Source organism: Phenylobacterium sp., from assembly GCF_028290885.1.
Taxonomy (GTDB): Bacteria; Pseudomonadota; Alphaproteobacteria; order Caulobacterales; family Caulobacteraceae; genus Phenylobacterium.
On record NZ_JAQGIZ010000157.1, the window covers coordinates 1 to 26150 of the forward strand.

The 26150-nt window shown below is 69.9% G+C and carries 24 protein-coding genes, 3 tRNA genes and 2 pseudogenes; 9 read left to right on the plus strand and 20 right to left on the minus strand.

Annotated features, from left to right (window positions below; all coding sequences use genetic code 11):
- Positions 1-285 (plus strand): annotated as a pseudogene (locus tag JWP28_RS10565) (ATP-dependent DNA helicase RecG); the annotation flags it as partial.
- A gap of 4 nt (positions 286-289) precedes the next feature.
- Here JWP28_RS10565 and JWP28_RS10570 read toward each other — a convergent pair.
- The 6 genes from JWP28_RS10570 to kdsA form a co-directional block, all read right to left on the minus strand.
- A complete protein-coding gene (locus tag JWP28_RS10570; protein ID WP_299542724.1) occupies positions 290-622 on the minus strand; it encodes a hypothetical protein in 333 nt (110 codons plus the stop codon).
- Between the two features lie 85 nt (positions 623-707).
- A complete protein-coding gene (locus JWP28_RS10575; protein ID WP_299542725.1) occupies positions 708-1715 on the minus strand; it encodes an NADP-dependent oxidoreductase in 1008 nt (335 codons plus the stop codon).
- Between the two features lie 43 nt (positions 1716-1758).
- Positions 1759-2862: a DUF3089 domain-containing protein gene (locus tag JWP28_RS10580; protein WP_299542726.1), complete on the minus strand. Its 1104-nt coding sequence runs from the start codon at positions 2860-2862 to the stop codon at positions 1759-1761.
- Between the two features lie 2 nt (positions 2863-2864).
- Positions 2865-3869, minus strand: a complete 1005-nt coding sequence (gene rfaD, locus JWP28_RS10585; protein WP_299542727.1) for an ADP-glyceromanno-heptose 6-epimerase — start codon at positions 3867-3869, stop codon at positions 2865-2867.
- Complete coding sequence (rfaE2, locus tag JWP28_RS10590) at positions 3866-5338, minus strand: D-glycero-beta-D-manno-heptose 1-phosphate adenylyltransferase (protein ID WP_299542728.1); 1473 nt, start codon at positions 5336-5338, stop codon at positions 3866-3868. The genes rfaD and rfaE2 overlap by 4 nt, the downstream gene beginning before the upstream one ends.
- 33 nt (positions 5339-5371) lie before the next feature.
- Positions 5372-6232 carry a 3-deoxy-8-phosphooctulonate synthase gene (gene kdsA, locus JWP28_RS10595; protein ID WP_299542729.1) on the minus strand — a complete coding sequence of 287 codons (861 nt, stop codon included), beginning with the start codon at positions 6230-6232 and terminating at the stop codon, positions 5372-5374.
- Between the two features lie 175 nt (positions 6233-6407).
- On the opposite strand from kdsA, the gene JWP28_RS10600 reads away from it, so the two are divergent.
- The 3 genes from JWP28_RS10600 to sseA are packed head-to-tail and all read left to right on the plus strand — an operon-like array spanning position 6408 to position 9550.
- Positions 6408-7667, plus strand: a complete 1260-nt coding sequence (locus JWP28_RS10600) for a cyclopropane-fatty-acyl-phospholipid synthase family protein (protein ID WP_299542730.1) — start codon at positions 6408-6410, stop codon at positions 7665-7667.
- 42 nt (positions 7668-7709) lie between these two features.
- Complete coding sequence (locus JWP28_RS10605; RefSeq protein ID WP_299542731.1) at positions 7710-8711, plus strand: cysteine synthase A; 1002 nt, start codon at positions 7710-7712, stop codon at positions 8709-8711.
- Positions 8708-9550 (plus strand): 3-mercaptopyruvate sulfurtransferase, encoded by an 843-nt coding sequence (gene sseA, locus JWP28_RS10610; RefSeq protein ID WP_299542732.1) that lies wholly within the window; start codon positions 8708-8710, stop codon positions 9548-9550. The genes JWP28_RS10605 and sseA overlap by 4 nt, the downstream gene beginning before the upstream one ends.
- A 13-nt stretch (positions 9551-9563) precedes the next feature.
- Here sseA and JWP28_RS10615 read toward each other — a convergent pair whose 3' ends face one another.
- Positions 9564-10661: an amino acid ABC transporter substrate-binding protein gene (locus JWP28_RS10615; RefSeq protein ID WP_299542733.1), complete on the minus strand. Its 1098-nt coding sequence runs from the start codon at positions 10659-10661 to the stop codon at positions 9564-9566.
- 83 nt (positions 10662-10744) lie between these two features.
- Between JWP28_RS10615 and metC the strand changes: the two genes are divergently transcribed.
- From metC to JWP28_RS10630, 3 genes are all read left to right on the plus strand, one after another.
- Positions 10745-11923: a cystathionine beta-lyase gene (metC, locus tag JWP28_RS10620; RefSeq protein ID WP_299542734.1), complete on the plus strand. Its 1179-nt coding sequence runs from the start codon at positions 10745-10747 to the stop codon at positions 11921-11923.
- A gap of 66 nt (positions 11924-11989) precedes the next feature.
- A complete protein-coding gene (locus JWP28_RS10625) occupies positions 11990-12997 on the plus strand; it encodes an SDR family oxidoreductase (protein WP_299542735.1) in 1008 nt (335 codons plus the stop codon).
- A 21-nt stretch (positions 12998-13018) separates the two neighbouring features.
- Positions 13019-13870: a kinase gene (locus JWP28_RS10630; protein WP_299542736.1), complete on the plus strand. Its 852-nt coding sequence runs from the start codon at positions 13019-13021 to the stop codon at positions 13868-13870.
- Between the two features lie 6 nt (positions 13871-13876).
- On the opposite strand, the gene JWP28_RS10635 is transcribed toward JWP28_RS10630, so the two are convergent.
- The 7 genes from JWP28_RS10635 to JWP28_RS10665 all read right to left on the minus strand — a co-directional run bounded on the left by JWP28_RS10635 (position 13877) and on the right by JWP28_RS10665 (position 17666).
- Positions 13877-13953, minus strand: a tRNA-Arg gene (locus tag JWP28_RS10635).
- A gap of 6 nt (positions 13954-13959) precedes the next feature.
- Entirely contained in the window at positions 13960-14265 is a 306-nt protein-coding gene (locus tag JWP28_RS10640) for an ETC complex I subunit (RefSeq protein WP_299542737.1), read from the minus strand.
- Positions 14266-14295: 30 nt separating this feature from the next.
- Positions 14296-14372: transfer RNA gene (locus JWP28_RS10645), tRNA-Pro, on the minus strand.
- Between the two features lie 15 nt (positions 14373-14387).
- The gene (locus tag JWP28_RS10650) at positions 14388-15995 is read right to left on the minus strand and encodes a GMC family oxidoreductase N-terminal domain-containing protein (protein WP_299542738.1); all 1608 of its coding nucleotides are present in this window, start codon (positions 15993-15995) and stop codon (positions 14388-14390) included.
- Positions 15992-16456 carry a PaaI family thioesterase gene (locus JWP28_RS10655; protein WP_299542739.1) on the minus strand — a complete coding sequence of 155 codons (465 nt, stop codon included), beginning with the start codon at positions 16454-16456 and terminating at the stop codon, positions 15992-15994. The genes JWP28_RS10650 and JWP28_RS10655 overlap by 4 nt, the downstream gene beginning before the upstream one ends.
- On the minus strand, positions 16453-16947 hold the full coding sequence (locus JWP28_RS10660) for a DUF192 domain-containing protein (RefSeq protein ID WP_366143804.1): 495 nt from the start codon (positions 16945-16947) through the stop codon (positions 16453-16455). Before JWP28_RS10660 ends, JWP28_RS10655 begins: the two co-directional genes overlap by 4 nt.
- A gap of 35 nt (positions 16948-16982) precedes the next feature.
- The gene (locus JWP28_RS10665) at positions 16983-17666 is read right to left on the minus strand and encodes a cold-shock protein (RefSeq protein WP_299542740.1); all 684 of its coding nucleotides are present in this window, start codon (positions 17664-17666) and stop codon (positions 16983-16985) included.
- 842 nt (positions 17667-18508) lie between these two features.
- Between JWP28_RS10665 and JWP28_RS10670 the strand changes: the two genes are divergently transcribed.
- Positions 18509-19333, plus strand: a complete 825-nt coding sequence (locus tag JWP28_RS10670) for a transglutaminase family protein (RefSeq protein ID WP_299542741.1) — start codon at positions 18509-18511, stop codon at positions 19331-19333.
- 407 nt (positions 19334-19740) lie between these two features.
- Here JWP28_RS10670 and JWP28_RS10675 read toward each other — a convergent pair.
- From JWP28_RS10675 to JWP28_RS10700, 6 genes are all read right to left on the minus strand, one after another.
- Positions 19741-19815 (minus strand) — tRNA-Glu (locus JWP28_RS10675).
- 69 nt (positions 19816-19884) lie between these two features.
- Complete coding sequence (gene recJ, locus JWP28_RS10680; RefSeq protein ID WP_299542742.1) at positions 19885-21708, minus strand: single-stranded-DNA-specific exonuclease RecJ; 1824 nt, start codon at positions 21706-21708, stop codon at positions 19885-19887.
- On the minus strand, positions 21708-22658 hold the full coding sequence (glpX, locus tag JWP28_RS10685; protein WP_299542743.1) for a class II fructose-bisphosphatase: 951 nt from the start codon (positions 22656-22658) through the stop codon (positions 21708-21710). Before glpX ends, recJ begins: the two co-directional genes overlap by 1 nt.
- Positions 22659-22805: 147 nt before the next feature.
- Entirely contained in the window at positions 22806-24095 is a 1290-nt protein-coding gene (locus JWP28_RS10690; RefSeq protein WP_299542744.1) for a homoserine dehydrogenase, read from the minus strand.
- An 18-nt stretch (positions 24096-24113) separates the two neighbouring features.
- Positions 24114-25334, minus strand: a complete 1221-nt coding sequence (locus tag JWP28_RS10695) for an LL-diaminopimelate aminotransferase (RefSeq protein ID WP_299542745.1) — start codon at positions 25332-25334, stop codon at positions 24114-24116.
- Positions 25335-25392: 58 nt separating this feature from the next.
- On the minus strand, positions 25393-25782 hold the full coding sequence (locus tag JWP28_RS10700; protein WP_299542746.1) for a hypothetical protein: 390 nt from the start codon (positions 25780-25782) through the stop codon (positions 25393-25395).
- A gap of 107 nt (positions 25783-25889) precedes the next feature.
- Between JWP28_RS10700 and JWP28_RS10705 the strand changes: the two are divergent.
- A pseudogene (locus JWP28_RS10705) lies at positions 25890-26150 on the plus strand (hypothetical protein); the annotation flags it as partial.

Below are 26150 nucleotides of genomic sequence, written 5' to 3' on the forward strand. Positions count from 1 at the left end.
CTCGAAATACTCAGGCGCACCGACGACGGCTACCTGATCGCCGAGACCTACCTGGAGCTGCGAGGCGGCGGCGACGCGCATGGCCTCAACCAGTCCGGCTTCCCCGACTACGTCTTCGCCGACGTTCTGGGCCCCCATCGCGACCTGATCGCCGCGGCCGGCGACGACGCCCGGCTGATCGTCAATCGCGATCCGGACCTGAAGTCACAGCGCGGCAAGGCGCTGCAAGTGCTGCAGGAGCTATTCGACTGGAAGGCCGGCCTGGGCCTGAGGGACGCGGGATAACTGCCTACGAGACGATGTGCGCGCTGATCTGGGCTTCGACCTCGCCCTCGACGTAGATCCAGATGCAGCTCTTGATCGTGGGCCGGACCTCGAAGTCGCCGTACCAGGCCTTGTCTACGGCCGGGTCGGGATCGAGCTGGATCGCCTCGTCGCCGCCCTCGACGAAGAGGGCGATCATCTCTGGCTCGGAAACCTCGATCCACTGGACGCGGCAGCCGGCGGAGGCCAGCTCGGTCAGCTTGGCGTCGAGGCGGCCGGTAAGGGTCGTGACGTCGGCGTCCGGCGCGGGCGCGTCGGCGAGGTCGGCATATCTGGAGTAGTCGTGGGCGGCGCTCATCGGAGACAAGCCTCGAGCCTGCAGGGAGATTGATCGCCGAGTCGACGCCGATTCGCGGCTTCCCCAAAATTCGTCCGGATTGCGCCTATCGGACCTTCACCATGCGCTTGCCGCGGTTTTCGCCGGCGAGTAGGCCGATCAGGGCGGCCGGCGTGTTCTCCAGCCCCTCGATGATGTCCTCCTGGACCTTGATCTGGCCAGACGCGACCCAGGCCTGCAGGTCCTTCAGCGCCTTCTCCCGCTGGTCGTCGAAGTCCATGACCACGAACCCGCGCAGGGTCAGGCGCTTGGTGACGATCAGGCCGGGAACCCCGCGCGGACCATGCGGCGGCGCGGCGCCGTCGTATTGCGAGACCGCCCCGCAGCAGGCGATGCGGCCGAAGGTCTTCATGGCGAACAGGCAGGTCTCGAGGATGTCGCCGCCGGTGTTGTCGAAATAGACGTCGATCCCCTCGGGGATGGCCTCCTTCATCTGGCGGCGCAGGTCGCCGGCCTTGTAGTCGAGCGCCACGTCGAAGCCGAGTTCATCCACCAACCAACGGCCCTTCTCCGCTCCGCCCGCAATGCCGACGACCTTGCAGCCCTTGAGCTTGGCGATCTGGCCGACGATCGAACCCACCGAGCCGGCGGCGGCCGAGACCACGACCGTCTCGCCGGCCTTGGGCTTGCCGCACTCCAGCAGCCCGAAATAGGCCGTCAGCCCGGCGACCCCGAAAACGCTCATGAGGTGGGTCATCGGCTCCAGCGGCGGCAGCTTCACGAGCCGCTTGCCAAGCAGGACGGCGTAGTCCTGCCAGCCGGTGTCGGCGAACACCACGTCGCCCGGCTTCAGGTGGCCGACGTTGGACTCCACCACCTCGGCCAGCGCCCCGCCCGCCATCACCTGGCCGGACGTCAGCGCCGAGCGATAGGTCGCGCCCTGCATCCAGGCGCGGTTGGCGGCGTCCAGCGAGATGTAGCGGGTGCGCAGCAGCACCTCGCCGTCCCCCGGCGCCGGCTGCGCCGTGTCAGCGGTCAGGCGGAAATGCTCAGGCCCGAGCTTGTCGCCCTGCGGCAGCCGGTCCAGCACGATCTGACGATTGGCGTCCGCCATGGCGCTCGCTCCCTCGCGTGTTGCCGTTACGAAGACGCCAGGCTTAGGGCCGGGTCAAGGCTGTCACGCGAGCGCGGGCGTCGTTCTCCAGGTCCGCGTAGAACAGGTTGAAGCCCGGCGCCATGCGCTGCTCGGTCCAGGATCCGGAGGGCTTCAGCGAGGCCGATCTCGGCGAGGAGACGCGCAACACCCCGCCCTCGCAGCGGGCCGAGATCTGGCGGGCGAGGAAGGCGGGCCGGGCGCCCCACTCCAGACCCGTGGCGTTGGCCGCGCCTTCGTGCAGGCGGGCCGGGCCGATTTCGTCGGTGGTGGCCCCGAGGATGGGATTGAAGCAGAGGGCGGGCCCCTGGAGGTTCTGCAGCTCGCCGCTGGCGTCCCAGACCAGCGCCCGGTCGAGCAGGATGCGGCCGCGGTCGATCTCGCTCGCCGGCACGCTGGCCCAGGCCGCCAAGCAGCCGGCCTCGTCGCGCCGCACGCACGGCGGCAGCGCCGGCCGCGTCGCAGGGACCACGGTCTCGATCAGGTAGGCGCCGGCGAGCCGCGCGCGGAGCTGGGGATCAGGCGCCACCTCCTCGGCCAGCAGCCGCGCGGCCAGCGTGCCCCCCTGCTCCACGCCTACGATCAGGAACGGCCGGGCCTGGTTGTCGTGGTCGCGCCAGTAGCGGAAGGCGCGCGCGACGTCGCCATAGGCGAACTTGCGCGCCTCGCGGGCGTCCTCGCGCAGGGTCAGGAGGCTGTAGAGCCCCGCCTGCCGGTAGCGCGGCGCGAAGATCCGTCCGACCCGCACGAACGGCCCGGCGTAGTTGGGCGCCATCACGCTGCGGAAGATGCGGTCGGACCGGGCGTCGCCGATGGGGCCGTTCCACTCCCGCCCGCCCTCATAGGTGGTCGGCGAGATGAAGAACACGTCCGCCGCCGGGTCCGCGGCCGTGGGCGTCTCCGAGTTGGTGGGCAGCAGCGCCCAGGCTCCGGGCTTGGCGTAATCCGGCGCCGGCGGCGGCTTATAGGTCTGGAACGGCGTTTTCGGATCGAGCGAATAGCGGATCAGGTCGCCGCGGAAGATCGCGAAGGCCAGGATGAGGAGGATCAGCAGCCCGATGAAGCTGGCGGCGAGCCACTGCCTCGAGCGCGGCCGGGACCGGCTCATGGCTAGCGGTAAGGGTCCGGCTGGCTGAGATAGGAGCGGACATAGTCGCCTATCCCGTCCTCCAGCGAGGTCATGGGCTTGTCGTAGCCGGCAGCCCGCAGCCGATCCATCTTGGCCTCGGTGAAGTACTGGTACTTGTCGCGGATGGCCGGCGGCATGGGGGTGTAGTCGATCTGGGCGTCCTTGCCCGCCGCGGCGAACACCGCTCGCGCCATATCCTCGAAGGACCGCGCCGTCCCCGATCCCAGGTTGAAGATCCCGCTCACCTGTGGGTTTTGCGTCAGCCACTCGGTGATGTCGGCGGCGTCGCGCACATAAACGAAGTCGCGCTTCTGTCCCCCGTCCGGCACGTCGGCCCGGTAGCTCTTGAAGAGCTGCACGCCATGGCCGTCGCGCACGTGCGGCCAGATCTGCGAGGCCACCGACTTCATCGAGTGCTTATGCTCTTCGTTGGGGCCGTAGACGTTGAAGAACTTCAGGCCCACCCACTGCGGCGGGGCGTAGTCACGCAACGCCTGGCGCGCCGCGAAGAGATCGAACAGCGCCTTCGACCAGCCGTAGGTGTTGAGCGGGCGCAGCGCCGCCAGCGCCTCGTAGCCATTGTCGTCGTCGAAGCCGTTCGCGCCGTCGCCGTAGGTGGCCGCCGAGGAGGCGTAGATCAGCCGCCGCTGCCGGTCGGCGCACCAGCGGAAGAGGTCGCGGCTGAGGGTGAAGTTCGAATGCACGATCTTGTCGGCGTCCGGCTCGGTGGTCGAGGAGACCGCGGCCATGTGGACCACCATCTCGACGTCGCGCCAGCGCTTCTCCAGCCAGTCGAACATGTCCTCCGGCGCCACGAAGTCGCCGATCGGATGCTTGGCGATGTTCTTCCACTTGCCGGCCTCGGCCTCCCGCAGACGGTCGCAGACCACCACGTCTAGCGTGCGGTCCTCGGCGAGCTTGGCCACGAGGTTGGAGCCGATGAAGCCGGCGCCGCCGGTGACGAACGCGATGCGGCGCTGGGTCATGCCGAGGCTGTCCTGGACATCCTGGCGATCGCCGCGGTGGTGGAATAGCCTTCGACGATGGCCGCCAGCTTCACCTCGCCGCCCCAGCCCTTAACCAGGTCGCCGCCCACCACCTCGCTCTCGGCGTAGTCGGCGCCCTTGACCAGCACGTCGGGCCGCGCGGCCTCGATCAGCTTGACGGGGGTATCCTCCTCGAAAGGCACCACCAGGTCCACGGAGCCCAGGCCGGCCAGCACCAGGGCGCGGGCTTCCAGGTCGTTCACCGGGCGGCCCTCGCCCTTCAGGGCGCGCACGCTCTCGTCGGAGTTCAGCCCGACGATCAGCCGGTCGCACCAGGCCTTGGCCTGGGCGAGGTAGGCCACGTGGCCCTTGTGCAGAATGTCGAAACAGCCGTTGGTGAAACCCACCTTCAGTCCCTTGGCGCGCCAGCGGGCGACCTCGTCCATCATCCGCTGGGCGGTGGCCACCTTGGCCTCGGCCGGCGCCATGTGGGCCGAGAGCGCCGCCTCGATCAGTTCGTCGGGCGAGACGGTGGCGGTCCCCACCTTGCCGACCGCCACGCCGGACGCCAGCTGGGCGAAGGCGATGGCGTCCTCGATGCCGACCTCCGCCGCCAAGGCCAGGCCCAGCGCCGCCAGGGTGGTGTCGCCCGCGCCGGAGGCGTCGAACACCTCGCGCGGGGCGGTGGGGAAGTGCCGCACCGCCTCGCCGCGCACCGCCAGCGAGATGCCCTTCGAGGCCCGCGTCACCAGGATCGCCTTGGCCTCCCACAGCTCCAGGGCGCGGACCAGGGCGACCTCGATCTGGGCGTCCGTCTCGGTGGGCAGGTCAGTGGCGTGGCTGAGCTCGGCCGCGTTGGGTTTGATCATGTCGACCGCGCCGTAGCGGGCGAAGGAGCGGGCCTTGGAATCCACCACCAGCTTGCCGCCGGATTCCGCCGCGGCCTCGCGGCAGACGGCGATCACCGCGTCGGTGACGACGCCCTTGCCGTAGTCGGAGAGCAGGATCGCGCCCGCGCCCTTGGCGGCGTCGCGGATGGTGCGCACCAACCGCTGCTCGACGTCGCCGGTGACGGCACGGCTGGCTTCCAGGTCGACGCGCAGCAACTGCTGGCCGCCGGAGATGAAGCGGGTCTTCAGCGTCGTCGGCCGTTCGGCGTCAGTGACCAGATAGCCTTCGACCCCGGTCTCCTCGCCCACCAGGCGCAGGGCCTCGTGGCCTTCGGCGTCGCCGCCGACCAGGCCGACCAGGGAAACCTCGCCGCCCAGCGCGGCGACGTTGCGCGCCACGTTGCCCGAGGCGCCGAGCATCACCAGCTCGCGCGCCCGGACCAGCACCGGCACCGGCGCCTCCGGCGACAGGCGGCTCACCTCGCCATAGACGAAGCGGTCGACCATCAGGTCGCCGACGCAGGCGACGCGTCGGCCGGGCGCCAGGCCCAGGAGGTGCTGGAGCGCGGAAAGATCCATGAGCCTAGCCTGTGCGGCGGGTTGCGGACGGGGTCAAGCGGCCGGCCGGCGGCGCTTGGCCAGCGCGTCGTACTCCAGGAGCTCTCCCACGAGCGCTTCGAACTCGCCCAGCGGCACCATGTTCGGGCCGTCGGAGGGCGCATTGTCGGGGTCGGGATGGGTCTCCATGAAGACGCAGGCCACGCCGACGGCCACCGCCGCCCGGGCGAGCACCGGCACGAATTCCCGTTGGCCGCCCGAGGTCGTCCCCTGCCCGCCCGGCTGTTGCACGGAGTGGGTAGCGTCGAACACCACGGGACAGCCGATCTCGCGCATGATCGGCAGGGCGCGCATGTCGGAGACCAGGGTGTTGTATCCGAAGGAAACCCCGCGCTCGCAGGCCATGACGTTGGGATTGCCGGTGCTCAGCACCTTGCTCACCACGTTCTTCATGTCCCAGGGCGCCAGGAACTGGCCCTTTTTGACGTTGACGACCTTCCCCGTGCGGCCGGCCGCCAGCAGCAGGTCGGTCTGGCGCGACAGGAAGGCGGGGATCTGCAGCACGTCGACCGCCTGCGCCGCCTCGGCGCACTGGTCGATCTCGTGCACGTCGGTCAGCGTCGGCAGGCCGGTCGTCTCGCGGATCTCGGCGAAGATCGGCAGGGCCTCGGCAAGGCCAATGCCGCGGGCGGTGTTGACCGAGGTGCGGTTCGCCTTGTCGAAGGAGGTCTTGTAGATCAGGCCGACGCCGAGGCGCCGGGCCATCTCCTTCAGCGCGTGCGCCGTCTCCAGCGCGTGCTGGCGGCTTTCGAGCTGGCAGGGACCGGCGATGATCGAGAGGCGCTCGGCATTGCCGATGCGCACCGCCGGGCCGTTCTCGGGCTTGATCTCGATGACGGCGTTGGGCTGGGTCATTGCCGCTTCTATTCCCGAATTTGTGTGTCCTGGGCTAGGTGGCGCAGGTCGGCTCGCGGCGCAAGCAGGACTGGCGGAGCCGACGGCGGACATCATCTGTACCCATCAGAGGCTCTGGCCTCTCGCCGAGTTTCGGATCGGTGCTATTGTGACGATTGGGAGTGGGGACTTCGATATGAGCCTTGCCCAGGAAACGACGCTCACGAGGCTCGCAGGAGACCGCCGGGCCTTCCGCCGCCTGCCGGAACTCAAGGGCGCGCCGGCCACCTTCCGCACGGCGCTGCGGATCATCGCACGCAACTGGATGCTGGGCTCGGTGACCTTCGTCATGCCCTCCGGGCGCGAGCTGCGCATCGCCGGCGCCGAACAGCCCGGCTTGAGCGGCAAGCTGATCGTGCGCGACTTCCGCTTCATGCGCCGGGTGCTCGCCACCGGCGACATCGGATTCGCCGAGGGGTTCATGGCCGGCGAGTGGGACACGCCCGACCTGCCGGCCCTGCTGCTGGTGTTCGCCGCCAACTGGGCGCGCCTGCGCCGCGTGACCCAGGGCAATCCGCTGGCCTGGACCTTCAACCGCGTACGCCACGCCCTGCGCGGCAACACCCGGGAGGGCGCTCGGAAGAACATCCATGCGCACTACGACCTGGGGAACGCCTTCTACGAACGCTGGCTAGATCCGACGATGACCTATTCCTCCGCCCGCTACGAGCGGCCGGGCCAGCCGCTTTCCGAGGCCCAGACGGCGAAGTACCGCGCGCTGGCGCAAGGCATGGGCCTGCAGGCCGGCCAGAGTGTGCTGGAGATCGGCTGCGGCTGGGGTGGCTTCGCCGAGTTTGCGGCCCGCGAGGTGGGCGCGAAGGTGACGGCCATCACCATCTCCGAGGAGCAGTTCAAGTTCGCCAGGCAGCGGATGCTTGCCCAGGGCCTGAACGAGCGGGCCGACATCCGCTTCGTGGACTACCGGGACGTCGAGGGCCGGTTCGACCGCGTCGCCTCCATCGAGATGTTCGAGGCAGTGGGCGAGCGCTATTGGCCGGCCTATTTCGGCAAGATCCACGACGCGCTGGAGCCTGGCGGCCGCGCCGGCCTGCAGATCATCACCATCCGCGACGAGGATTTCGAGGCGTACCGCAACCGCGCGGACTTCATCCAGAAGTACATCTTCCCCGGCGGCATGCTGCCCTCCGAGGCTCGGCTGAAGGCGGTGACCGACAAGGTGGGCCTCGCCTGGACGGCCGTCGCGCGGTTCGGCCAGGACTATGCCGACACGCTCGCCGAGTGGCACCGGAATTTCGACGCCGCCTGGGCCGACATCGCGCCGCTGGGCTTCGACGAGCGGTTCCGCAAGCTCTGGAAGTTCTACCTGGGCTATTGCGAGGCCGGCTTCCGCACGGAACGCACCAACGTGGTGCAGCTGTCGCTCGCCAAAGCCTGAGCGGGGCTTCTGCTTGGCCGTAAGCGCCCCTAAGTAGCGGCCATGAGCATCGCGCGCAGCGTCCTGGACGTGATCGGAAACACCCCGCTGATCCGGCTGAACCGCGCAAGCGCGGCGACGGGCTGCGAGATCCTCGGCAAGGCCGAGTTCATGAACCCCGGCCAGTCGGTGAAGGACCGCGCCGCGCTTTGGATGGTGCGCGACGCCGAGGCCAAGGGCCTGCTGAGGCCCGGGGGTCGGATCGTCGAGGGCACCGCAGGCAACACCGGCATCGGCCTGGCCATGGTCGCCAAGGCGCTGGGCTACCGCTGCACCATCGTCATCCCTCGCACCCAGAGCCAGGAAAAGAAGGACGCCATCCGGCTCTACGGCGCCGAACTCGTCGAGGTGGACGCGGTCCCCTATGCCAATGAGATGAATTACGTGAAGTATTCCGGCCGCTTGGCGGTGAAACTTGACGCCTCGGAATCGGCCGGCGCGGTCTGGGCCAACCAGTTCGACAACGTCGCCAACCGTGAGGCGCACGCGCGCAGCACGGGTCCGGAGATCAGGGCCCAGACCGGCGGACGGATCGACGGTTTCATCTGCGCCGTGGGCTCCGGCGGCACCCTGGCGGGCGTCGCCGAGGCCCTGCGCGAGGCCGACCCAGGCGTCGCCATCGGCCTGGCCGATCCGCACGGGGCGGCGCTCTACAGTTGGTACACCGACGGCGAACTGAAGGCGGAAGGGAACTCGATCACCGAGGGCATCGGCCAAGGCCGCATCACCGCCAACCTCGAGGGCCTGGCCATCGACCGCGCCTATCGAATTTCCGACGAGGAGATGCTGGTGGCCCTCTACGACCTGGTGGAGCACGAAGGGCTGGTGATGGGCGGCTCGACGGGGATCAACGTGGCCGGCGCGATCCGCATGGCCCGGGACCTCGGGCCCGGCAAGACTATCGTCACCGTGCTCGCCGACCACGGCCAGCGCTATCAGTCGAAGATCTACAACCCCGATTTCCTGAGGGAGCGCGGCCTGCCCGCGCCCGCGTGGATGGAATGAGCGACCCGCTGGTTTCCACAGCCTGGCTCGGCGAACGGCTGGGCGGCCCGGACGTCCAGGTCGTCGACGCGACCTGGTTCATGCCGGACGAAGGCCGCCTCGGCCGCGACGCCTACGCCGGCGGCCACATCCCGGGCGCGGTGTTCTTCGATATCGACGAGATCGCCGACCACACGACGGACCTGCCGCATATGCTGCCGTCGCCGGAGACCTTCGCCGCGGCCTGCGGAACCCTGGGCCTGAGGCGGGACGCCACCGTGGTGGTCTATGACGGCCAGGGCGTCTTCTCCGCGCCGCGGGTCTGGTGGACGCTCAGGACGATGGGCTTTCCGCAGGTGTTCGTGCTGGACGGCGGCCTGCCGAAGTGGCGCGCCGAGGGCCGTCCGATCGAGACCATGGCGCCCAATCCGGCAACGACGACGCTCGCTCCGGCTCTTGAACCCAGCCTGGTGCGCGATATCGAGGCCGTGCGCACAACACTGCAGCGCGGCGAAGCCCAGGTGGTCGACGCCCGGTCCGGCCCGCGGTTCCGCGGTGAGGTCCCGGAGCCTCGCGCGGGCCTGCGCGGCGGCCACATGCCGGGCGCCTGCAACGTGCCCTGGAACGGCCTGATCAACGCCGACGGGACGATGAAGCCCGCTCCCGACCTCCGCGCCGCATTCGAGGCGGCTGGCGTCGATCTCGCCGGGGCCATCGTCACCACCTGCGGGTCCGGCGTCAGCGCCGCCCTGCTGGCGCTCGCGCTCGCCCGACTCGGCCGCGAGGACGTGGCGGTCTACGATGGCTCGTGGACCGAATGGGGCGGCCGCACCGACACCCCGGTTGTCACCGGAGCCTGATCCCTAATCCCCCCTAGCGCATCGGCGGGGCGTAGAGCAGGCCGGGTTTGGGGGCGCTCCAGAGCGCGTTCAGGCCGCGGTCCAGCTTCAGCGGCGAGCGCGCGCCCACGTCGCGGTCGAAGATCTCGTGATAGGCGCCGACCTGGCGGATCACCTGGTAGGCCCAGTCCCGGGGGAGCCCCAGCATGGCGCCGTAGTCTCCCTCGACCCCGAGCAGCCGCCTGGTCTGCGGATCCGACGCGGTTTCGCGCGCTTGGGCGACGGTCTTGGAAGTCAGGCCCAGCTCTTCGCCGAGGACGGTGGCGTAGACCGTCCAGCGGACGATGTCGGCCCAGACCGGGTCGTTCTGGCGCACGACCGGCCCCAGCGGCTCCTTGGAGATCACGTCGGGCAGGATCACGTGGGCGCCGGGGTTGTTCAGCACCGAGCGCGACCCCGCGAGCGCCGAGATGTCGGCGGTGAACACGTCGCAGCCGTCGTTCTCATAGAGCCGCCGGGCCTCGGCCTCGGACGCCACCACCACGGGCTTGTAAGTCAGCCCGCGCGCCCGGAAGAAGTCGGCGAGGTTGTCCACGGTGACCGTGCCCGCCTGCACGCAGATGCGCGCGCCCGAGAGCTCCTGTGCGCTCGTCAGCCCCAGCGCCTTGGGCGCGAGAAACCCCTGCCCGTCGAAATAGGTGATCGCCGCGAAATCGAGGCCGAGGCCGGCGTCCCGGGAGAACGACCAGGAGGTGTTGCGCGACAGGAGGTCGATCTGGCCTTTCTGCAGGGCGCTGAACCTGTCCAGGGCCGAGATCGGCGTGAAGCGGACCTTGTTGGCGTCGCCCAGCACCGCGGCGGCCACGGCCCGGCAGAAGTCGACGTCGAAGCCGCGCCAGACGCCGCGCACGTCCGGATAGGCGAAGCCGGGGAGCCCCGGGTTCACGCCGCAGGCCAGGTAGCCGCGCTTGCGCACCGCGTTCAGCACCTTGCTCGGCGTGGCCTTGTAGCGGGTCGAGATCGGGGCCGGGGCCTTACCGGCCGGCGTCGGCGCAGGGGGCGGGTTGGAGCCGCCGCCGCAGCCAGCCAGACCCAGGATCAGAAACGCCGCCGCCGCCAGCCGCCGGATCATCCGTGCTCCTTGAAAGAGCCAAACCCTCGGGCTCTAAGTGCGCCGGGCACTCTCGCCCGGCAGCCTAGGCCTCCGCAACCCGTATGCCCCCGACCAACGGCCGAGACGAAACCCGCCTCATCCGCTCAGGCGGGACGCCGCAGACGCTCGCCAGGACCGTTGGGCCGCCGATCCAGAAGGGCTCGACGGTGCTGCTGCCCGACGCCGCCAGCCTCTACGATGACGCGAGCCAGCTTACCTACGGCCGCCAGGGCCTTTCCGCCCAGTTCGCGCTGCAGGCGGCGCTGGCCGAGCTGGAGAACGCCAAGGGCGTCACCCTCTACCCCTCGGGCCTAGCGGCGCTCACCGGCGCCCTGCTGGCCGTGCTGAAGACCGGCGACGAGGTGTTGGTCACCGACGCCGTCTACAAGCCCACCCGCCGGTTCTGCGACAGCGTTCTGAAGCGCTTCGGGATCGCGGTCCGCTACTTCGATCCCCGCCAGCCGGCGGAAGAGCTCGTGGGCGGCGCCTCGGATGCGGTGCGGATGATCCTGATGGAATCCCCCGGCTCGCTGAGCTTCGAGATGCAGGACGTGGCCCGGGTGGCCGAGCTGGCGCGCGCGCGCGGGATCCTGAGCGTCGCCGACAATACCTGGGGCGCCGGATACCTCTACAAGCCCCTGGACCACGGGGTGGACATCGCCCTCCAGGCCCTCACCAAGTACGTGGGCGGCCATTCCGACATCTTCATGGGTTCGGCCGCCGCGCGCGATCCGAAGCTCGTCCAGGCCCTTGAGGACGGGATCACGCACCTGGGCTGGGCGGTGACCGGCGAGGACGCGTATCAGATGCTGCGCGGCCTGCGCACCCTGCCCACCCGCCTGGCGCGCCACGGCGAGAGCGGCCTCGCGGTCGCCGCCTGGCTGGCCGGCCGGCCGCAGGTGGCGCAGGTCTACCACCCCGCCGTGCCCGGCTGCCCCGACCATGAGCTCTGGACGCGCGATTACGCCGGGGCCTGCGGCCTGTTCGCCTTCGCCCTGCAGCCGGGGCCCGAGGTGGCGGTGAACGCCTTGCTCGACGAGTTGACGCTGTTCGGCCTGGGCTTCTCCTGGGGCGGCTTCGAGAGCCTGGCGGTCCCCTGCGATCACCAGCTCAAGACCCGCAAGTTCAAGCCCGACTACGGCGGGCCGCTGATCCGGCTGCACATCGGCCTGGAAAATCCCGACGACCTGATCGCTGACCTGCAGCGCGGGCTGGAGGTCTATGGCGCCCAGGCCGCGTGACGCCGGGAACTTGACGTCGCCTTGGCGATTGCTGGACCAGACCCAGCAAACCGAAGGGATTTGGTCATGAGCAGCACCGACGCCGGCGGTGAGTTCCGCAGCGAGGCCGAGCGCGCGGCCGAGCAGGAACGCAAGATCCAGCGGGAGATCGACGCGAAGGAGCAGCGCTCCTTCAAACCCGCTGAGGACGACGAAAAGCCGATGCAGGCGGGCGCCCGCGAATACCCCGCGCCGCCCTTCCCCAAGCAGCATCTCGAAAAGCCCGGCCTGGAAGCCGACCTGCAGCTAAAGCCCCTTTGGGACGCGCCCTACTACAAAGGCTCCGGCAAGCTCGAGGGCAAGGCGGCCCTGGTCACCGGCGCGGACAGCGGCATCGGCCGGGCGGTCGCCGTGCTGTTCGCCCGCGAGGGCGCGGACGTGGCCATCGCCTATCTCAACGAGGACGAGGACGCCGAACTCACCAAGCGCGCCGTCGAAGGCGAGGGCCGCCGCGCCATCCTGCTCTCCGGCGACGTCGCCGACGCCAGGTTCGCCGAGGCCGCCGTCCAGCAGACCGTCAAGGCGTTCGGGCGGCTCGACGTGCTGGTCAACAACGCCGCCTTCCAGGAGCATGTGAACGATTTGGAGGACCTCACCGAGGAGCATTTCGACCGCACCCTGAAGACCAACCTCTACGGCTACTTCTTCATGGCCAAGGCCGCCGTGCCGCACATGCCCCCGGGCTCGGCGATCGTCATGACGGGCTCGGTGACCGGGTTGGTGGGCAACAAGGACCTGCTCGACTATTCGATGACCAAGGGCGGCATCCACGCCTTCACTCGCGCCCTCTCCACTCACCTGATGAAGAAGGGCATCCGCGTGAACGCCGTCGCGCCGGGGCCGGTGTGGACACCGCTCAATCCGGCCGACAAGGACGCCGAGCGCACCGCGAAGTTCGGCGGCGATACCCCGATGAAGCGCCCGGCGCAGCCAGAGGAGATCGCCCCGGCCTACGTGTTCCTGGCCTCGCCGCAGACCTCCAGCTACATCACCGGCGAGATCCTGCCGATTATCGGCGGCTACATCGGGGGCTAGCGGGCCCTTAAAGGGGCGCGAGTGGACGACCAAGGGCTGGACCGCTTCATCACCGAGGAAGGCCTGCCCGAGGGTTTCCGCCGGACGGCGGAGCTGGTCTGCGAGCCCCTGGCCGCCCGCGCCCAGCGCCGCCGCATCGACCGCAAGCGCTGCGCGGTCGTCGGGCTGTGCGGCGCGCAGGGGTCGGGCAAGACCACCATCGCCCGCTACGCCGCGCGACTGCTGGAAGACCGCGGCCTGCGCGCCGTGGCCCTGTCGCTCGACGACTTCTACCTGACCCGTGACGCCCGCCAGCGCCTGGCGCGCGAGGTCCACCCGCTGCTGGCGGTGCGCGGGCCGCCCGGCACGCACGACGTGGCCATGGCCGGCGCCGCCATCGACCAGCTCCGGTCGAAGGGCAAGGTCTCCCTGCCCCGCTTCGACAAGGCGGCCGACAACCGCAGTCCCCGCGCGACCTGGCCGACGGTCGCCTCGCCGGTCGACGTGATCATCCTGGAGGGCTGGTGCGTCGGCGCCGTCAGCCAGGGTCGTGCGGCCCTGGCGACCCCGGTCAACGACCTGGAGCGGGACGAGGACCCGCAAGGCGTTTGGCGCAGCTACGTCAACGACCAGCTCGACGGCCCCTACCAGGCGCTGTTCGCCCGCCTGCATGACCTGATCCTGCTGGAGGCGCCCAGCTTCGAGGTGGTCGCCGGCTGGCGCGCCGAGCAGGAGGCCAGGCTCCGCGCCCAAGGGGGTGGCGGCATGGAGCCTGGCGAGATCGCCCGCTTCGTCGCCCACTACGAACGCCTGACCCGCTGGATTCTGGCCGAGATGCCGGCCCGGGCGGATTGGGTCGTGACGCTGGACGCGGAGCGCCAGCCCTACGTATGAACCGTTTGGCGCGCCCGGCAGGACTCGAACCTGCAACCGCTCGCTTAGAAGGCGAGTGCTCTATCCGGTTGAGCTACGGGCGCTAACGCCTAGTGGGTCCACGGGACCTTGCGGCCGAAGGCGAAGTTGTCGGCATAGGCCTTGATGATCCGTTTCGCGGGCTTGGGATCGATCAGCTGGAAGGCGATGCCGTGCTGGTCGGCGTAGCGCACCGCCTCCTCCTTGGTCTCGAAGGAGAGCTGCACCTGGCCCTCGGTGTCGCCGGTCTGGGTCCAGCCCATCAGCGGGTCGGCGCGTCTGGCGTCCGTGGGTTCGAACTCCAGCATCCATTCGGTGGTCTTGCCCTTGCCCGACTGCATGGCGGTCTTGGACGGGCGGAAAATGCGCGCGAGCATGGCGAACCCTTGGATCCTCTTTGGCCGGCATGGTCGGGGCGGCAGGATTTGAACCTGCGACCCTCTGCTCCCAAAGCAGATGCGCTACCAGGCTGCGCCACGCCCCGAACATGAGAGAAGGGTTATGACGCAGGGGCCGGCGCGGTCAAGGAAACCGCCGTCGTTTCGCCGCCGGCCCGGCGTCCCGCCAGCATTCGCTCGGCCATGACCTCGGCGACCATCACCGTGGTCAGATGGGTGTTGGCGCGGGGCACGAAGGGGATGACCGAGGCGTCGACGACGCGAAGGCCACGCAATCCCAGAACCCGGCAATCGGGGTCGACGACGGCGCGCGGATCGTCCGGTGCGCCCATGGCGCAGGTGCTCGTCGCGTGCCGGGTGTCGCCCACCGTGGCCAGGGCGAAGGTGTCGAGGGCCTCGTCGTCGGCGGGGTCGAAGGCCAGCGGGACGAGCCGGCCGATGGCTTCGACGGCGGGGCGGCGGGCGATCTGAAGCAGCCGGCGGACGCCGTCGCGCAGGCGTTGGCGATCGCGCGGGTCGTCCAGCATGTTCTCCTCGACGACCGGCTGGTCGGCAGGGTCGAGGGAGGCGAGGCGCACCTGCCCGCGCGAAAAGCACTGGTTGACCCACACCGCGACCAGGCCGAAGCGGGGCTGGTCGACGCCCGCGACGTGCCGGCCGAGGCTGTCGCCGACGGTGTTCATCGCCACCATCATCATGTCGCCGGGTCCGGCGCCGGCGAGGCCGGAACTGTAGCGGACGCACAGGTTCGTGTGGCGGAAGCCCTCCGGCGCGACGGCGAAGGGCTCGAGCCTGAGCGGCATGAAGAAGCCCGGATGATCCTGGAACCCCTCCCCCACCGGCAGCACGGCCCGGGGCGCGAGTCCGAGCTCGGCCAGGTGATCCCCGGGGCCGACGCCGGAGCGCAGGAGGATGGTGGGCGAGTGCACGGCGCCGGCGCAGAGGATGATCTCCTCGCCGTGCAGTTCGTGGGCGCCGTCGGGACCAAGGCGCCGCACACCGACGGCCCGGTCGCCTTGGAAGAGCAGGCGGTCGACCACGGAGCCGCCGAACACGGCCAGGTTGTTGCGCCCGCGCGCCGGATCCAGATAGGCGTCGTTGACGCTGACCCGCCGGCCGTCCTGGCTGTTGATGGCATAGGGCGAGACGCCCAGAGCGCCCGGGCGGTTGTGGTCGGGCGCCCAGGCATAGCCGAGGTCGAGGGCCCCCTCGGCCAGGGCCTGGTCCACAGCGCCCCATTGGGAGACGGACGCCCGATAGATCGGGATCGGCCCTTCCGCGCCGTGCCAGGGCTCGTCGCCATAGCGCAGGTCGCGCTCCAGGCGGCGGAAGGCCGGCAGCACGTCCTGGAAGGACCAGCCCGCGCAGCCCGAGGCCGCCCAGTCGTCGTAGTCCTCGACGACGCCGCGGATGGCGATCTGGCCGTTGACCGCCGAGCTTCCGCCAACGCCGCGGCCGCGCCAGTAGGTTCGCGGCGCCTGGATCCGGGTGCGCCGCGCCTTGAGGGCGTCCCAGCGGAAGCGCGCGAACTCCGGGTCCATGATGATCCGGCTGGGGTTGGGGCTCGCCATGGCCTCGGGCGCGTCGGCCGGACGATAGTCGGGGCCGGCCTCCACCAGGGCGACCTGGACGGCGGGGTCGGCGGAGAGCCGCGCCGCCAGGGTCGCCCCCGCCGAGCCCGCGCCGACGATGACGAAATCGTAGCTCATGCCTCCTTCGGGGGTGGAGCGCCGGACGGCGTATCCGGGCGGCGGCGCAGAAGCTTGAAGACCCCGCTGGCGCGGGCCAGGTCGCGCCCCTGGACGCGGGCGTGGCCTTCCACGAAGGCGAGATCCCGCGTGGCGCGGGTGACGCGCGCCTCGCCTATGACCCAGTCCCCCGCCCGGCCCATGTCGAGGAAATCGATGGAGAGGTGCACGGTCACCGCCGTCGCGCCGGACTCGCGGCCCGCCGCCCCGGCCAGCAGGCCGTCGAGGAAAGCCGACAGCATGCCGCCGTGGATCAGGCCGACGCCGTTGCAGTGGCGGCCCAGGGCGTAGAAGGCCTGGACGACTCCGGTGTCGCTCGGCTTGGCGTAATAGGGGCCATTATGGGTGGTGAAGGCGCCGCGGCCCGTCTGGAGAACGAAGCCTTCGGGCGGCGGCGGGGGCTCCTGGACGTGGCGGGTCAAGGGTGGAAGATCCGCTCCCGGACATGGTCGCCCGGCTGGACGCCGATCTCCGCCGCCCGGCCGCCGCGGATCTCCAGGACGCCCAGGACATCGCCGCCCGAGGGGATAGGTGTTTCCGACATCGGCGTCGCCTGACGCGCGATGGAGATCACGCGACCGTCCGGAGCGATGAACAGCATGTCGAGGGGGATAAGGGTGTTCTTCATCCAGAAGGCGACCGGCCGGGGCGTCTTGAAATCGAACAGCATGCCCTGGGCGCCGGCCAGCCGCTTGCGGAACATCAGCCCCCTCTCCCGCGTCGCCTCGGTGTCGGCGATCTCGACCGTGAAGTGGCGCACGCCCCGGTGGGTGGCCACGGCCAGGGGCTCGATGCGGAGGCCCGGGCCGGCGGCGCGGACGGCCGTCCCACCGCAAATCAAGACGCCAATCAGGGAGACGAGCAACAGGAGGCGCGGCCGCGCGCCGGGGCCGGGGATCGAAGCGAGCGTCAAGGTCCGGGCACTCCGATGGCGCGGGGAGAAGAGCCCTAAGCCTGACCCAGTTCGATCTCGGCGGCAACCAGTCCCTTGGGCCCCTCGGCCAAGCGGACCTTCACGGCGTCGCCCGGCTGGAGGTCGTCGACGCCGATACGGCGCAGCACCTCGATGTGGATGAAGATGTCGCCCGGGAGCGCCTCCCTGACGACGAAGCCGTAACCTTTTGCGCGGTTGAACCACTTGACCTTGGCGGGTTCCAGCCGACCCTCGGGATCGAGGAGGATGCGCGGCGCACGCGGCGCGGCCGCCGCCGCCGGGGCGACGCCGTTGCCCTCGCCGTGTTCACGCGCGTCGTCGCCGGGTTCGCCCGACGCCGGGGCGGGCGGCGGGGGCCGCTGGCGAGCGGTGTCGGCCGGATCGCGCAAGCGCTCATCGACCCTGGAGCCCGCGCTCTGGGGCGCGAGGCTGTCGTCGAGCTCGATGATCTCAAGCACCTGCCAGCCCTTGGCGCGCTTGACGACATCACAAACGACCGGCGCGCCCTCAGGAGCGCCGTCGCGGCCCGCGTGACGCAGGCAGGTGATGTGGAGAAGCACGTCCTTTAGGCCGGTCTGGCTGGCGTCATCAGGCACGATGAAGCCATAGCCCTTTCCACCATCGAACCACTTTACCCGTCCACTGATCCGCACAGCAACCTCGTGCGAATCACGGCCTCCCGACTCGTGATCTGCCATCGGCCCCACAGCCTTTTCTCCGCCCTCTTCCCCACGGAGAAGCAAAGGTTAATGATGCTGTTATGCCATAACTCAGGTCAACGACGTAATTGGTGACGGCGTAGTCCGCGATAATTTGTCGCACATTTGTCCTAAAAGCCACACTCCGCATCGAGCCGGCCGGACAGTCCGTTCACAGTCGACTTCGCCAACTCACGAAACATCACGCGAATGGGGGACTTCCAGACGGGGCGAGAGGGCGGCCGTGCGCCGTCGCGATCACGTCACGGCCGAACTAGCCGGGTATCGACCGCCGGCCTGGACCATAACCGCAAGGTTAGATTGCGGGGGTACGCGATCCGTTGACAACCGCATCGGAGGGGAGAAGTGCGGTTTGGCAAACTATGGATAGGTATTGGCAAGCCTGCACGCAGTGATGGACATCTAACGCAGGAAGTTCATGGAAACGGGCTCGGACTGGTCAGGAGAGCTATGTCGTCTACCCGGCAGATGTTATCCATATTTTGAAGACAAACGTCAGCAGAGCGCGAAATCTTACGCTGACCCTTTGGACCTGGCTCCGCCATTCCAGGTGTACAGCGGGCGCCCCCCATGCCGCTTGAGCGAGCCTTGGCTCATGTTGTCCTTAAGCATCCCTGCGCGCGCCGCGCCCCTTTTCGCTGTGCCGCGCGGGACCGGCCGGCCGCACTACTACGATAACAAGCTGAGACATTTCGACCTCAACGCCCGTCTTGCCTCATAGGTCACGGCCATGTGCTTCTTTTAAGGTCACGCTTCTTCCGATCCTGCGCGGAGTCTATCACGTGGCTTGTAGTGCGACCCGCCGCGTGGGAAGCCGATCCATGCGCCTCCACACCGGCTTCCAAATCATCTACGACCTCCCGTCGCCAACACCGATGCTGCTGACCCTCAGCGTCCACCCGTCCCGGCGGGATGACCTGGAGACGCCGGACTGGCTCCGGACCGATCCGCCCCTGGACGTACATCAATATCTGGACAGCTTCGGGAACATCTGCAGCCGTGTCTTTGCGCCGGCCGGACAGCTGACCCTGTCGTCGGACTTCATCATCAGGGATACCGGACTGATCGACGACTATGCGCCGGGGGCCGAGCAGCACCCGGTGCAGGACCTCCCCGACGAGACGGTGCTGTTCCTGCTCGGCAGCCGCTACTGCGAGACCGATCGCCTGAGCGACGCGGCCTGGAGGCTGTTCGAGAAGACGCCGCCCGGCTGGGCCCGCGTGCAGGCGATCTGCGACTATGTCCACAACCACATCGTCTTCAACTATGCCAATACCCGGCCGGACAAGACCGCTTACGACGCCTGGGTCGAGGCGACTGGGGTCTGCCGCGACTATGCGCATCTGGCGGTGACCTTCTGCCGCTGCATGAACATCCCCGCCCGCTACTGCACGGGTTACATGGGCGATATCGGCGTGCCGGTCGCCGGCGTGATGGACTTCAGCGCCTGGTTCGAGGTCTATCTCGGCGGACGCTGGTACGCGTTCGATGCGCGCAACAACATGCCGCGCATGGGCCGGGTGCTGATCGCCCGCGGGCGGGACGCAGTAGACGTGCCGATCGCGAACACCTTTGGGACCGCCAACCTGATCGGGTTCGAGGTCACCAGCGTCGAGGCGCCGCCGCCAGAGCCTGATGCCTTTTGACGGAACAGATCAAAAGGCCGAATCAGCCTCTAAATCCATCCAGATGGAATCACCTGGATGGCGATGATTTGCGCGAGATTCACACACTGGGCCGTTCCCTGATCGCCGGACCAGTTCCCACTCCGGCGGCGAACGCCTTAGCCTGAACCCGCCGCGCGAGCAGCTCTCAGCGCGTGCTGCGCCGGTCGTTCAGCATAACCTTGCGGGTGTGGGGCGACAGGCCCCCGGTGGACCGCGGATCCATGGGCTCGCGGCGACCAGGTGTCGAACCGTAAGACGGCTGGGTTTTCATGAGGAGGCCTTTCCGGCCGCGCCCCACACGCGGAACTCCACGCTTGGGGCGGGAGGAAGCATACCATGCCGCACGGGACGGCGATCCATGGAATTTCTATGTGGGGCTGCCAGCCTGGTAGTCCCTACGGGAGTCGAACCCGTCTTCCCAGATTGAAAATCTGGTGTCCTAACCGATAGACGAAGGGACCGCAGTCGCGGGAGCGCGCGGTATATCCGCGAGATTACAGCCACGCAAGGGCGTGACGCCCGTCCAGACTCTAGGCGGCGCGGCGCGGATCGGCCACGTCCTCGATCTCCAGTTGCACCCCCTCGCGGCCGTTCCAGTCGTCGGCCTTGAGCTTGCCCGCGACGTGGACGGCGCCGCCTCCGGCCATCAGGCGCCGCCCCAGCGGGGTGTCGCCCGCCCGCCAGGCGATGGCCTTCAGCCGGCCGCCGCCGGGCTCGACGAGGTCGCAGCGAAGGTGGCCGCCCTTGATCGGGAACGGACGCTCGACGCGGACGTCGGCGAGGGCGAACAGGGGCTCGGGATTGCCTGGCCCGAACGGGGCCAGGGCCGCGAACTCCTCCAGGAGGGCGCGCGCCGCGCCGCCGGGCGAGACCAGGGCGTCGACGTCGAGGGCGTCTTCCAGGGTGGCCGTGGCCGCTTCGGCCCGCAGGCGCTCGCAGAGGAACTCGCGGAGCTCCGGCAGGGCCGCGGGTCGCAGGGTGAGGCCCGCCGCCATGGCGTGCCCCCCGCCCGTGAGCAGCAGGCCCTCGGCGAACGCCGCCTGGATGGCGCGGCCGAGATTGACGCCGGGCTGCGAACGGCCCGAGCCCTTGGCGATGTCTGCCGCGCGGTCGATGCCGACGACGATGACGGGCTTGCGGTAGCGTTCCCGAAGGCGGCTGGCCACGATGCCGATCACGCCCGGATGCCAGTCCTCGCGCGCCACCACCAGGACCGGGGCGTCGGGATCGAGGTTGCTGTCCCGCTCCAGGACCAGGGCCGCCTCCTCGACGATGGCGTGTTCGATGGCCTTGCGCTCGGCATTAAGCGCCTCGAGGCAAGCGGCCAGCTCCGCCGCCTCCGCCGGATCATCGGTGGAGAGCAGGCGCGCGCCGAGGTCGGAACGGCCGACGCGGCCCCCGGCGTTGATTCTTGGCCCCAGGATGAACCCGGCCTCGAAGACGCCGGCGGCGCCGCGGGCGAGGCCGGCGCCGTCCATGAGGGCGCAAAGGCCGGGATTGCGCCATTCGGACAGGACCCTGAGACCCAGGCTGGCCAGGGCGCGGTTGAACCCGGCCAGCTGGGTCACATCGCAGATCGCTCCCATGGCCGCCAGGTCCAGCCATCGGCGCACGTCCGGCTGGGGACGGGCGGCGAACAGGCGCCGGCCCCTCGCCTCCCGATTGAGCGCCACCAGCAGCACGAAGGTCACGCCGGCGGCGGCGAGCACGCCCTGGCCCGAACCGCAGTCGGCGCGATTGGGATTGACCAGGGCCGCCGCCAGGGGGACGTCGCGCATCAGGTGATGGTCGATGACCACCACCTCCAGGCCGATCTCGCGGGCGGCGGCCAGGGCGTCGTGGGCCGCCGCGCCGCAGTCGACGGTGATCACCAGTTCGGCCCCCTCGTCGCGTAGCTTGCGGAAGGCGGCGGGGCTGGGCCCATAGCCCTCGGTGAGGCGGTCCGGCACGTAGAGCGGCAGATCGCGGCCCATGTGCCGGAACCAGCGGATCAGCTGGGCCGCGCTGCAAGCGCCGTCCACGTCGTAGTCGGCGAACACCACCATCGGGCGGCCGGCCTCTAGCGCGTCCACCAGAATGCTCGCCGCCCGGTCCATGTCGGCGAAGCTGGAGGGATCGGGGAACAGGGCGCGCAGGGTCGGCCGCAGGAAGGCCTCGCCGGCCTCGGCGGCGACGCCCCGGGAGGCCATGGCCCGCGCGAGCGGCTCCGACAGGCCGAGCCGCGCCTGGTGGGCCGCGATTGTCTCTGGGTCGGCCGGACGGGCGCGCCAGCGCCGGCCGGTCAGGGAGGAGGCGACCCCCAGGTAGTCGCCGGCCCCGGCCTGTTCGGAAACGATCGGATCCGGGAGGCCCATCAGAGCCGGCGTTTCAGGCGCACCTGGCGCACGGCGCCGCTTGCCGAGTTCATCACAAGGGTGTGGGTGTGGACGAAGCCGTCCTTGATGCGCACCCCGTCCAGAAGGGCCCCGCCGGTCACGCCAGTGGCGACGAAGATGGCGTCGGAGCGGACCATTTCGTGCAGGTCGTACTTGCGGTCGAGGTCGGTGATCCCATGGCCGTGGGCGCGGGCGCGCTCGTCGGCGTTGCGGAACACCAGGCGGCCCTGGAACTGGCCGCCGACACACTTGAGGGCGGCGCAGGCCAGGACACCCTCCGGAGCGCCCCCCTGCCCCACGTACATGTCGACACCCGTGTTGGGATCGGCGGTGTTGATCACCCCGGCGATGTCGCCGTCGGTAATCAGGCGCACCCGCGCCCCGGCGACGCGCAGGGACGCGATGATCTCGGCGTGGCGCGGCCGGTCCAGGACGCAGACGGAGATCTCGCTGGGATCGAGGCCCTTGGCCTTGGCCAGGGCGCGGACGTTGTCGGCGGGCGAGCGGTCGAGATCGATGACGCCAGGGGGGAGACCGGGACCGCAGGCGATCTTGTCCATGTAGGTGTCGGGCGCGTTCAGGAGGGTGTCGGCGGGGGCCCAGGCCATCACCGCCAGGGCGTCGGCCATGGACTTGGCGGTCAGGGTGGTCCCCTCGAGGGGATCGAGGGCGATATCGATACGCGGACCGCCCCGCCCTACCCGCTCGCCGATGTAGAGCATGGGCGCCTCGTCGCGCTCGCCCTCGCCGATGACGATCACGCCCTCGATGGCCAGTTCGTTGAGCGCGGTGCGCATGGCGTCGACCGCCGCCTGGTCGGCCGCCTTCTCGTCGCCCCGCCCGGCCAGGGCCCAGGCGGCGATGGCCGCCTCCTCCGCGACGCGGACCGCGTCCATCACCAAGCCGCGATCCAGAATCTGGGTAGTCATCGTTATCTCCAAGGGAGCCAGAGCTTGATGACGTTTCACCGAAACGTCTGAAACACGCTCCACACTCTTAAGTTGAGAGCAGGATTCATGCGCCAGGCGATTTCGCCCAACGGCATCCTGCTCTGGCGCGCCATGGTCGGCGGATTCTCAGATGCGCGCGATGCGAATTACGCGCGGGGCGGTGATCATGGCCGGGAGGGCGGCCATGGCCGTCACCGCCCTGGCGATCGTCGCTTCCGGCGCGACGTGGGTGGTGAGGACGATCGGCACGCCGCCGGCGCCTTCGACGTGCTTCTGCAGGAAGCTGTCGATCGAGACGCCCGCTTCGGCGAGGGTTTCGGAGATCGACGCGATCACGCCGGGCTGGTCGCGGACGATCAGCCGCACGTAGGCCCGGCCCGTCGCCTCGGCCGGCGAGACGGGAGAGAAGGCCTCCAGGGTGGCGGCGGGCCGCTGGAAGACCGGGCGCCGCGCGCCGGCCATGACGTCGGCAATGTCTGCGGCGACGGCGGCGGCCGTAGGGCCGGCCCCGGCCCCGGCCCCCTGGATGAAGATTCGTCCGGTGCGGGCGCCCTGGATGAAGAGGGCGTTGAGCACCCCATCCACCCGCGCCAGGGGATGGTCGAGGGGGGTCAGGGCCGGGTGCACCCGCACCGAGACGCCGCTCGCCGACCGCACGGCGCTGGCCACCAGCTTGATGCGATAGCCAAGTTCCTTGGCGAGGCGCAGGTCGAGAAGGTCGATGCTCTCCACCCCCTCGATCTCGGCGGCCGCCAGGGTCGGGGCGCAGCCGAAGGCGAGAGCGGCCAGGATGGTGATCTTGTGGCCGGCGTCGAAGCCGCCGACGTCCATTGTGGGATCGGCCTCGGCGTAGCCGAGCGCCTGGGCCTCGGCCAGCACCTCGGCGAAACTCCGCCCGGTCGCCTCCATCTCGGTGAGGATGTAGTTGCAGGTGCCGTTGAGGATACCGGCCACCGCCTCGACCTCGTCGCCGACCAAGGCCTCGCGCAGCATCTTGACCGCCGGGGTGCCCCCCATCACCGCCGCCTCGAAGAGCAGTGGCGCGCCGCGCGCCTCGGCGAGGGCCGCGAGTTCCTTGCCGTGGGCGGCGATCAGGGCCTTGTTGGCGGTGACGACGGGCTTGCCCAGGCGCAGCGCCGCCTCGACGGCGGCCCTGGCCGGCCCCTCGGCGCCGCCGATCAGCTCGACGAAGAGGTCGTTGTCCTCCGACCGGGCCAGGGCCTCGGGATCGTCGAACCAGGCTAGGCCGGAGATATCCACCGGCCGGGCCCGCGCCCGGGACCGGGCGCTGACCCCGGTGACCTCGCAGGCGCCGCCCGCGGGAGAAAAGCCCGGGTTGGCGGCGATCAGGCCGATCAGGCCCGCGCCGACCGTGCCCAGGCCGGCCACGCCGATGCGCCAATGGGATCTCGCCACGCCCCCCGCCCCCTCCGGTCAGTCCGCCGGCGCGTAGCGCCGCGCGCCGCTCAGGATCTGGCCCGAGCGTTCCAGGAACTTCTTCACATTGCGGGCCGCCTGGCGGATGCGGTGTTCGTTCTCGACCAGGCCGATGCGCACATAGCCCTCGCCGAACTCGCCGAACGCCACCCCTGGCGAGACGGCGACGCCGGCCTCCTCGATCAGCAGCTTGGAGAACATCATCGAGCCGGCCTCGCGGAAGGCCTCCGGAACAGGCGCCCAGGCGAACATCGAGGCCGGCGGGACGGGAATGTCCCAGCCTGCCCGGGCCATGGCCGAAACCAGCACGTCGCGACGGGACTTGTAGGTGGCCCGGATCTCGGCGACGCAGTCCTGCGGCCCGTTGAGGGCGGCCGCGGCCGCCACCTGGATCGGCGTGAAGGCGCCGTAGTCGAGGTAGGACTTCACCCGCGCCAGGGCGGCGCACATGCGCTCGTTGCCGACGACCATGCCGACGCGCCAGCCGGCCATGGCGTAGGTCTTCGAAAGCGAATTCACCTCTACGGCGATGTCGCGCGCGCCATCTACCTGAAGGATCGATGGGGGAGGATTGTTTTCGAAGTAGATTTCCGAATAGGCGATGTCCGAGAGCACCAGCATGTCGTGCTTGCGCGCCAGGGCGATGGCGTCCTTGTAGAAGTCGAGGTCGACCCACTGGGCGGTCGGGTTGGACGGATAGCTGACGATGAGGACGCTGGCGGGCGGCGCGGAGTGCCGCACGGCCCGGCTGACCCCCGAGAGATAGGCTTCCGGGGATAGAGCGGGCACATGGCGGATCACCCCACCCGCCATGATGAATCCATAGGCATGGATCGGATAGGCAGGGTTGGGGCAGATGATCACGTCGCCAGGCGCCGTGATCGCCTGGGCGAGGTTGGCGAAGCCTTCCTTTGAGCCGAGGGTGGCCACCACCTCGGTGGCGGGGTCGAGCTTCACGCCGAAGCGCCTGGCGTAGTAGCCGGCCATGGCCCGGCGCAGGCCGAGGATGCCCTTGGACGCGGAGTAGCGGCCGGACTTGGGATCGCGCGCGGTCTCGACGAGCTTGTCCACGATGTGCTTGGGCGTGGGCATGTCGGGATTGCCCATGCCGAAGTCGATGATGTCGACACCCTCGGCGCGCAGCCGGGCCTTGAGGCGGTTGACCTCCTCGAAGACGTAGGGCGGGAGCCGGCGGATTCGGTGGAACTCGGGGATCATGGGACTAGCTGCGCCTTGGGGTGGGCGATCGGGTTCGGCGGGCGGGTGTCGGGAGTCATCAATGAGTCCGCCGCGGCGGCGGGGCGGCCCGTCGCCTGAGCTCGGCCGCAGCGGCCTCCGATCGCTCCGAAGGCGGGGCGGCGATCTCCGGGGGCGGCGCAGCCTCGGCCTGGGCGGACCGGCTGAAGGCGTCGGCCTCCCCAAGTGGCAGGCCGAAAGTCCCCGGCCCCGAGGCGCGCACCACCCGCCGGCCGGCGCGGCGGAGATCAACCACGGCCGCCCTGAAGGCCTTGGGGCTGCGGACGTCCGTCGGCGTCGGGGGAATGTCGCAGAAAGAGGGATAGCCGGCCGAGGTCCCCGGCGCACAGGGCGCGGCCCCGGTCGCCCCTCCCGTCGCGGCCAAGGCGCCCGACGCCGGAAGCGCCAGCAGGCCCAGGGCGATTCGCAAGGCCTTGGTCATTGATACCGGGCGCGATAGGGCTTTCATTAGGGGCGAGGTCATAGGCCAGACCGCGACCGAGAGGAAGGGCGCGCTCGATCCGGAGGGAGTCGACGATGAATGATACCGCGAAGACCGCCAAGCCGCGGGCCAAGGCGTCCGCGAAGCCCCGGACCTCGACGGCCGCCGCCGGCGCCAAGAAAAGCCCCCCAACCGAAGCCCCGAAATCGAGCGCCCTCCAGGCTGCCGCCGAGGCGCCCCCCCCTCCCCCGCCCTCCACCGCCGGCGCCGCCTCGATAGGCGCCGGTTTCCCGCCGGCCGCCGCCCTGGAGGTGCTCTCTCCGGAGCAGCGCGCCGCCTTGGAGACGCTTTCGCTC

Coding starts and splice junctions, on each gene's coding strand:
- JWP28_RS10605 (WP_299542731.1), top strand. CDS start 7,710: ATGAGCATCGCGCGCAGCGTCCTGGACGTGATCGGAAACACCCCGCTG.
- JWP28_RS10570 (WP_299542724.1), bottom strand. CDS start 622: ATGAGCGCCGCCCACGACTACTCCAGATATGCCGACCTCGCCGACGCG.
- sseA (WP_299542732.1), top strand. CDS start 8,708: ATGAGCGACCCGCTGGTTTCCACAGCCTGGCTCGGCGAACGGCTGGGC.
- JWP28_RS10580 (WP_299542726.1), bottom strand. CDS start 2,862: ATGAGCCGGTCCCGGCCGCGCTCGAGGCAGTGGCTCGCCGCCAGCTTC.
- JWP28_RS10650 (WP_299542738.1), bottom strand. CDS start 15,995: ATGAGCTACGATTTCGTCATCGTCGGCGCGGGCTCGGCGGGGGCGACC.
- rfaD (WP_299542727.1), bottom strand. CDS start 3,869: ATGACCCAGCGCCGCATCGCGTTCGTCACCGGCGGCGCCGGCTTCATC.
- recJ (WP_299542742.1), bottom strand. CDS start 21,708: ATGGGCCTCCCGGATCCGATCGTTTCCGAACAGGCCGGGGCCGGCGAC.
- JWP28_RS10670 (WP_299542741.1), top strand. CDS start 18,509: ATGCGCCTCCACACCGGCTTCCAAATCATCTACGACCTCCCGTCGCCA.
- JWP28_RS10575 (WP_299542725.1), bottom strand. CDS start 1,715: ATGGCGGACGCCAATCGTCAGATCGTGCTGGACCGGCTGCCGCAGGGC.
- kdsA (WP_299542729.1), bottom strand. CDS start 6,232: ATGACCCAGCCCAACGCCGTCATCGAGATCAAGCCCGAGAACGGCCCG.
- rfaE2 (WP_299542728.1), bottom strand. CDS start 5,338: ATGGATCTTTCCGCGCTCCAGCACCTCCTGGGCCTGGCGCCCGGCCGA.
- JWP28_RS10615 (WP_299542733.1), bottom strand. CDS start 10,661: ATGATCCGGCGGCTGGCGGCGGCGGCGTTTCTGATCCTGGGTCTGGCT.
- JWP28_RS10640 (WP_299542737.1), bottom strand. CDS start 14,265: ATGCTCGCGCGCATTTTCCGCCCGTCCAAGACCGCCATGCAGTCGGGC.
- metC (WP_299542734.1), top strand. CDS start 10,745: ATGCCCCCGACCAACGGCCGAGACGAAACCCGCCTCATCCGCTCAGGC.
- JWP28_RS10695 (WP_299542745.1), bottom strand. CDS start 25,334: ATGATCCCCGAGTTCCACCGAATCCGCCGGCTCCCGCCCTACGTCTTC.
- glpX (WP_299542743.1), bottom strand. CDS start 22,658: ATGACTACCCAGATTCTGGATCGCGGCTTGGTGATGGACGCGGTCCGC.
- JWP28_RS10600 (WP_299542730.1), top strand. CDS start 6,408: ATGAGCCTTGCCCAGGAAACGACGCTCACGAGGCTCGCAGGAGACCGC.
- JWP28_RS10625 (WP_299542735.1), top strand. CDS start 11,990: ATGAGCAGCACCGACGCCGGCGGTGAGTTCCGCAGCGAGGCCGAGCGC.
- JWP28_RS10665 (WP_299542740.1), bottom strand. CDS start 17,666: ATGGCAGATCACGAGTCGGGAGGCCGTGATTCGCACGAGGTTGCTGTG.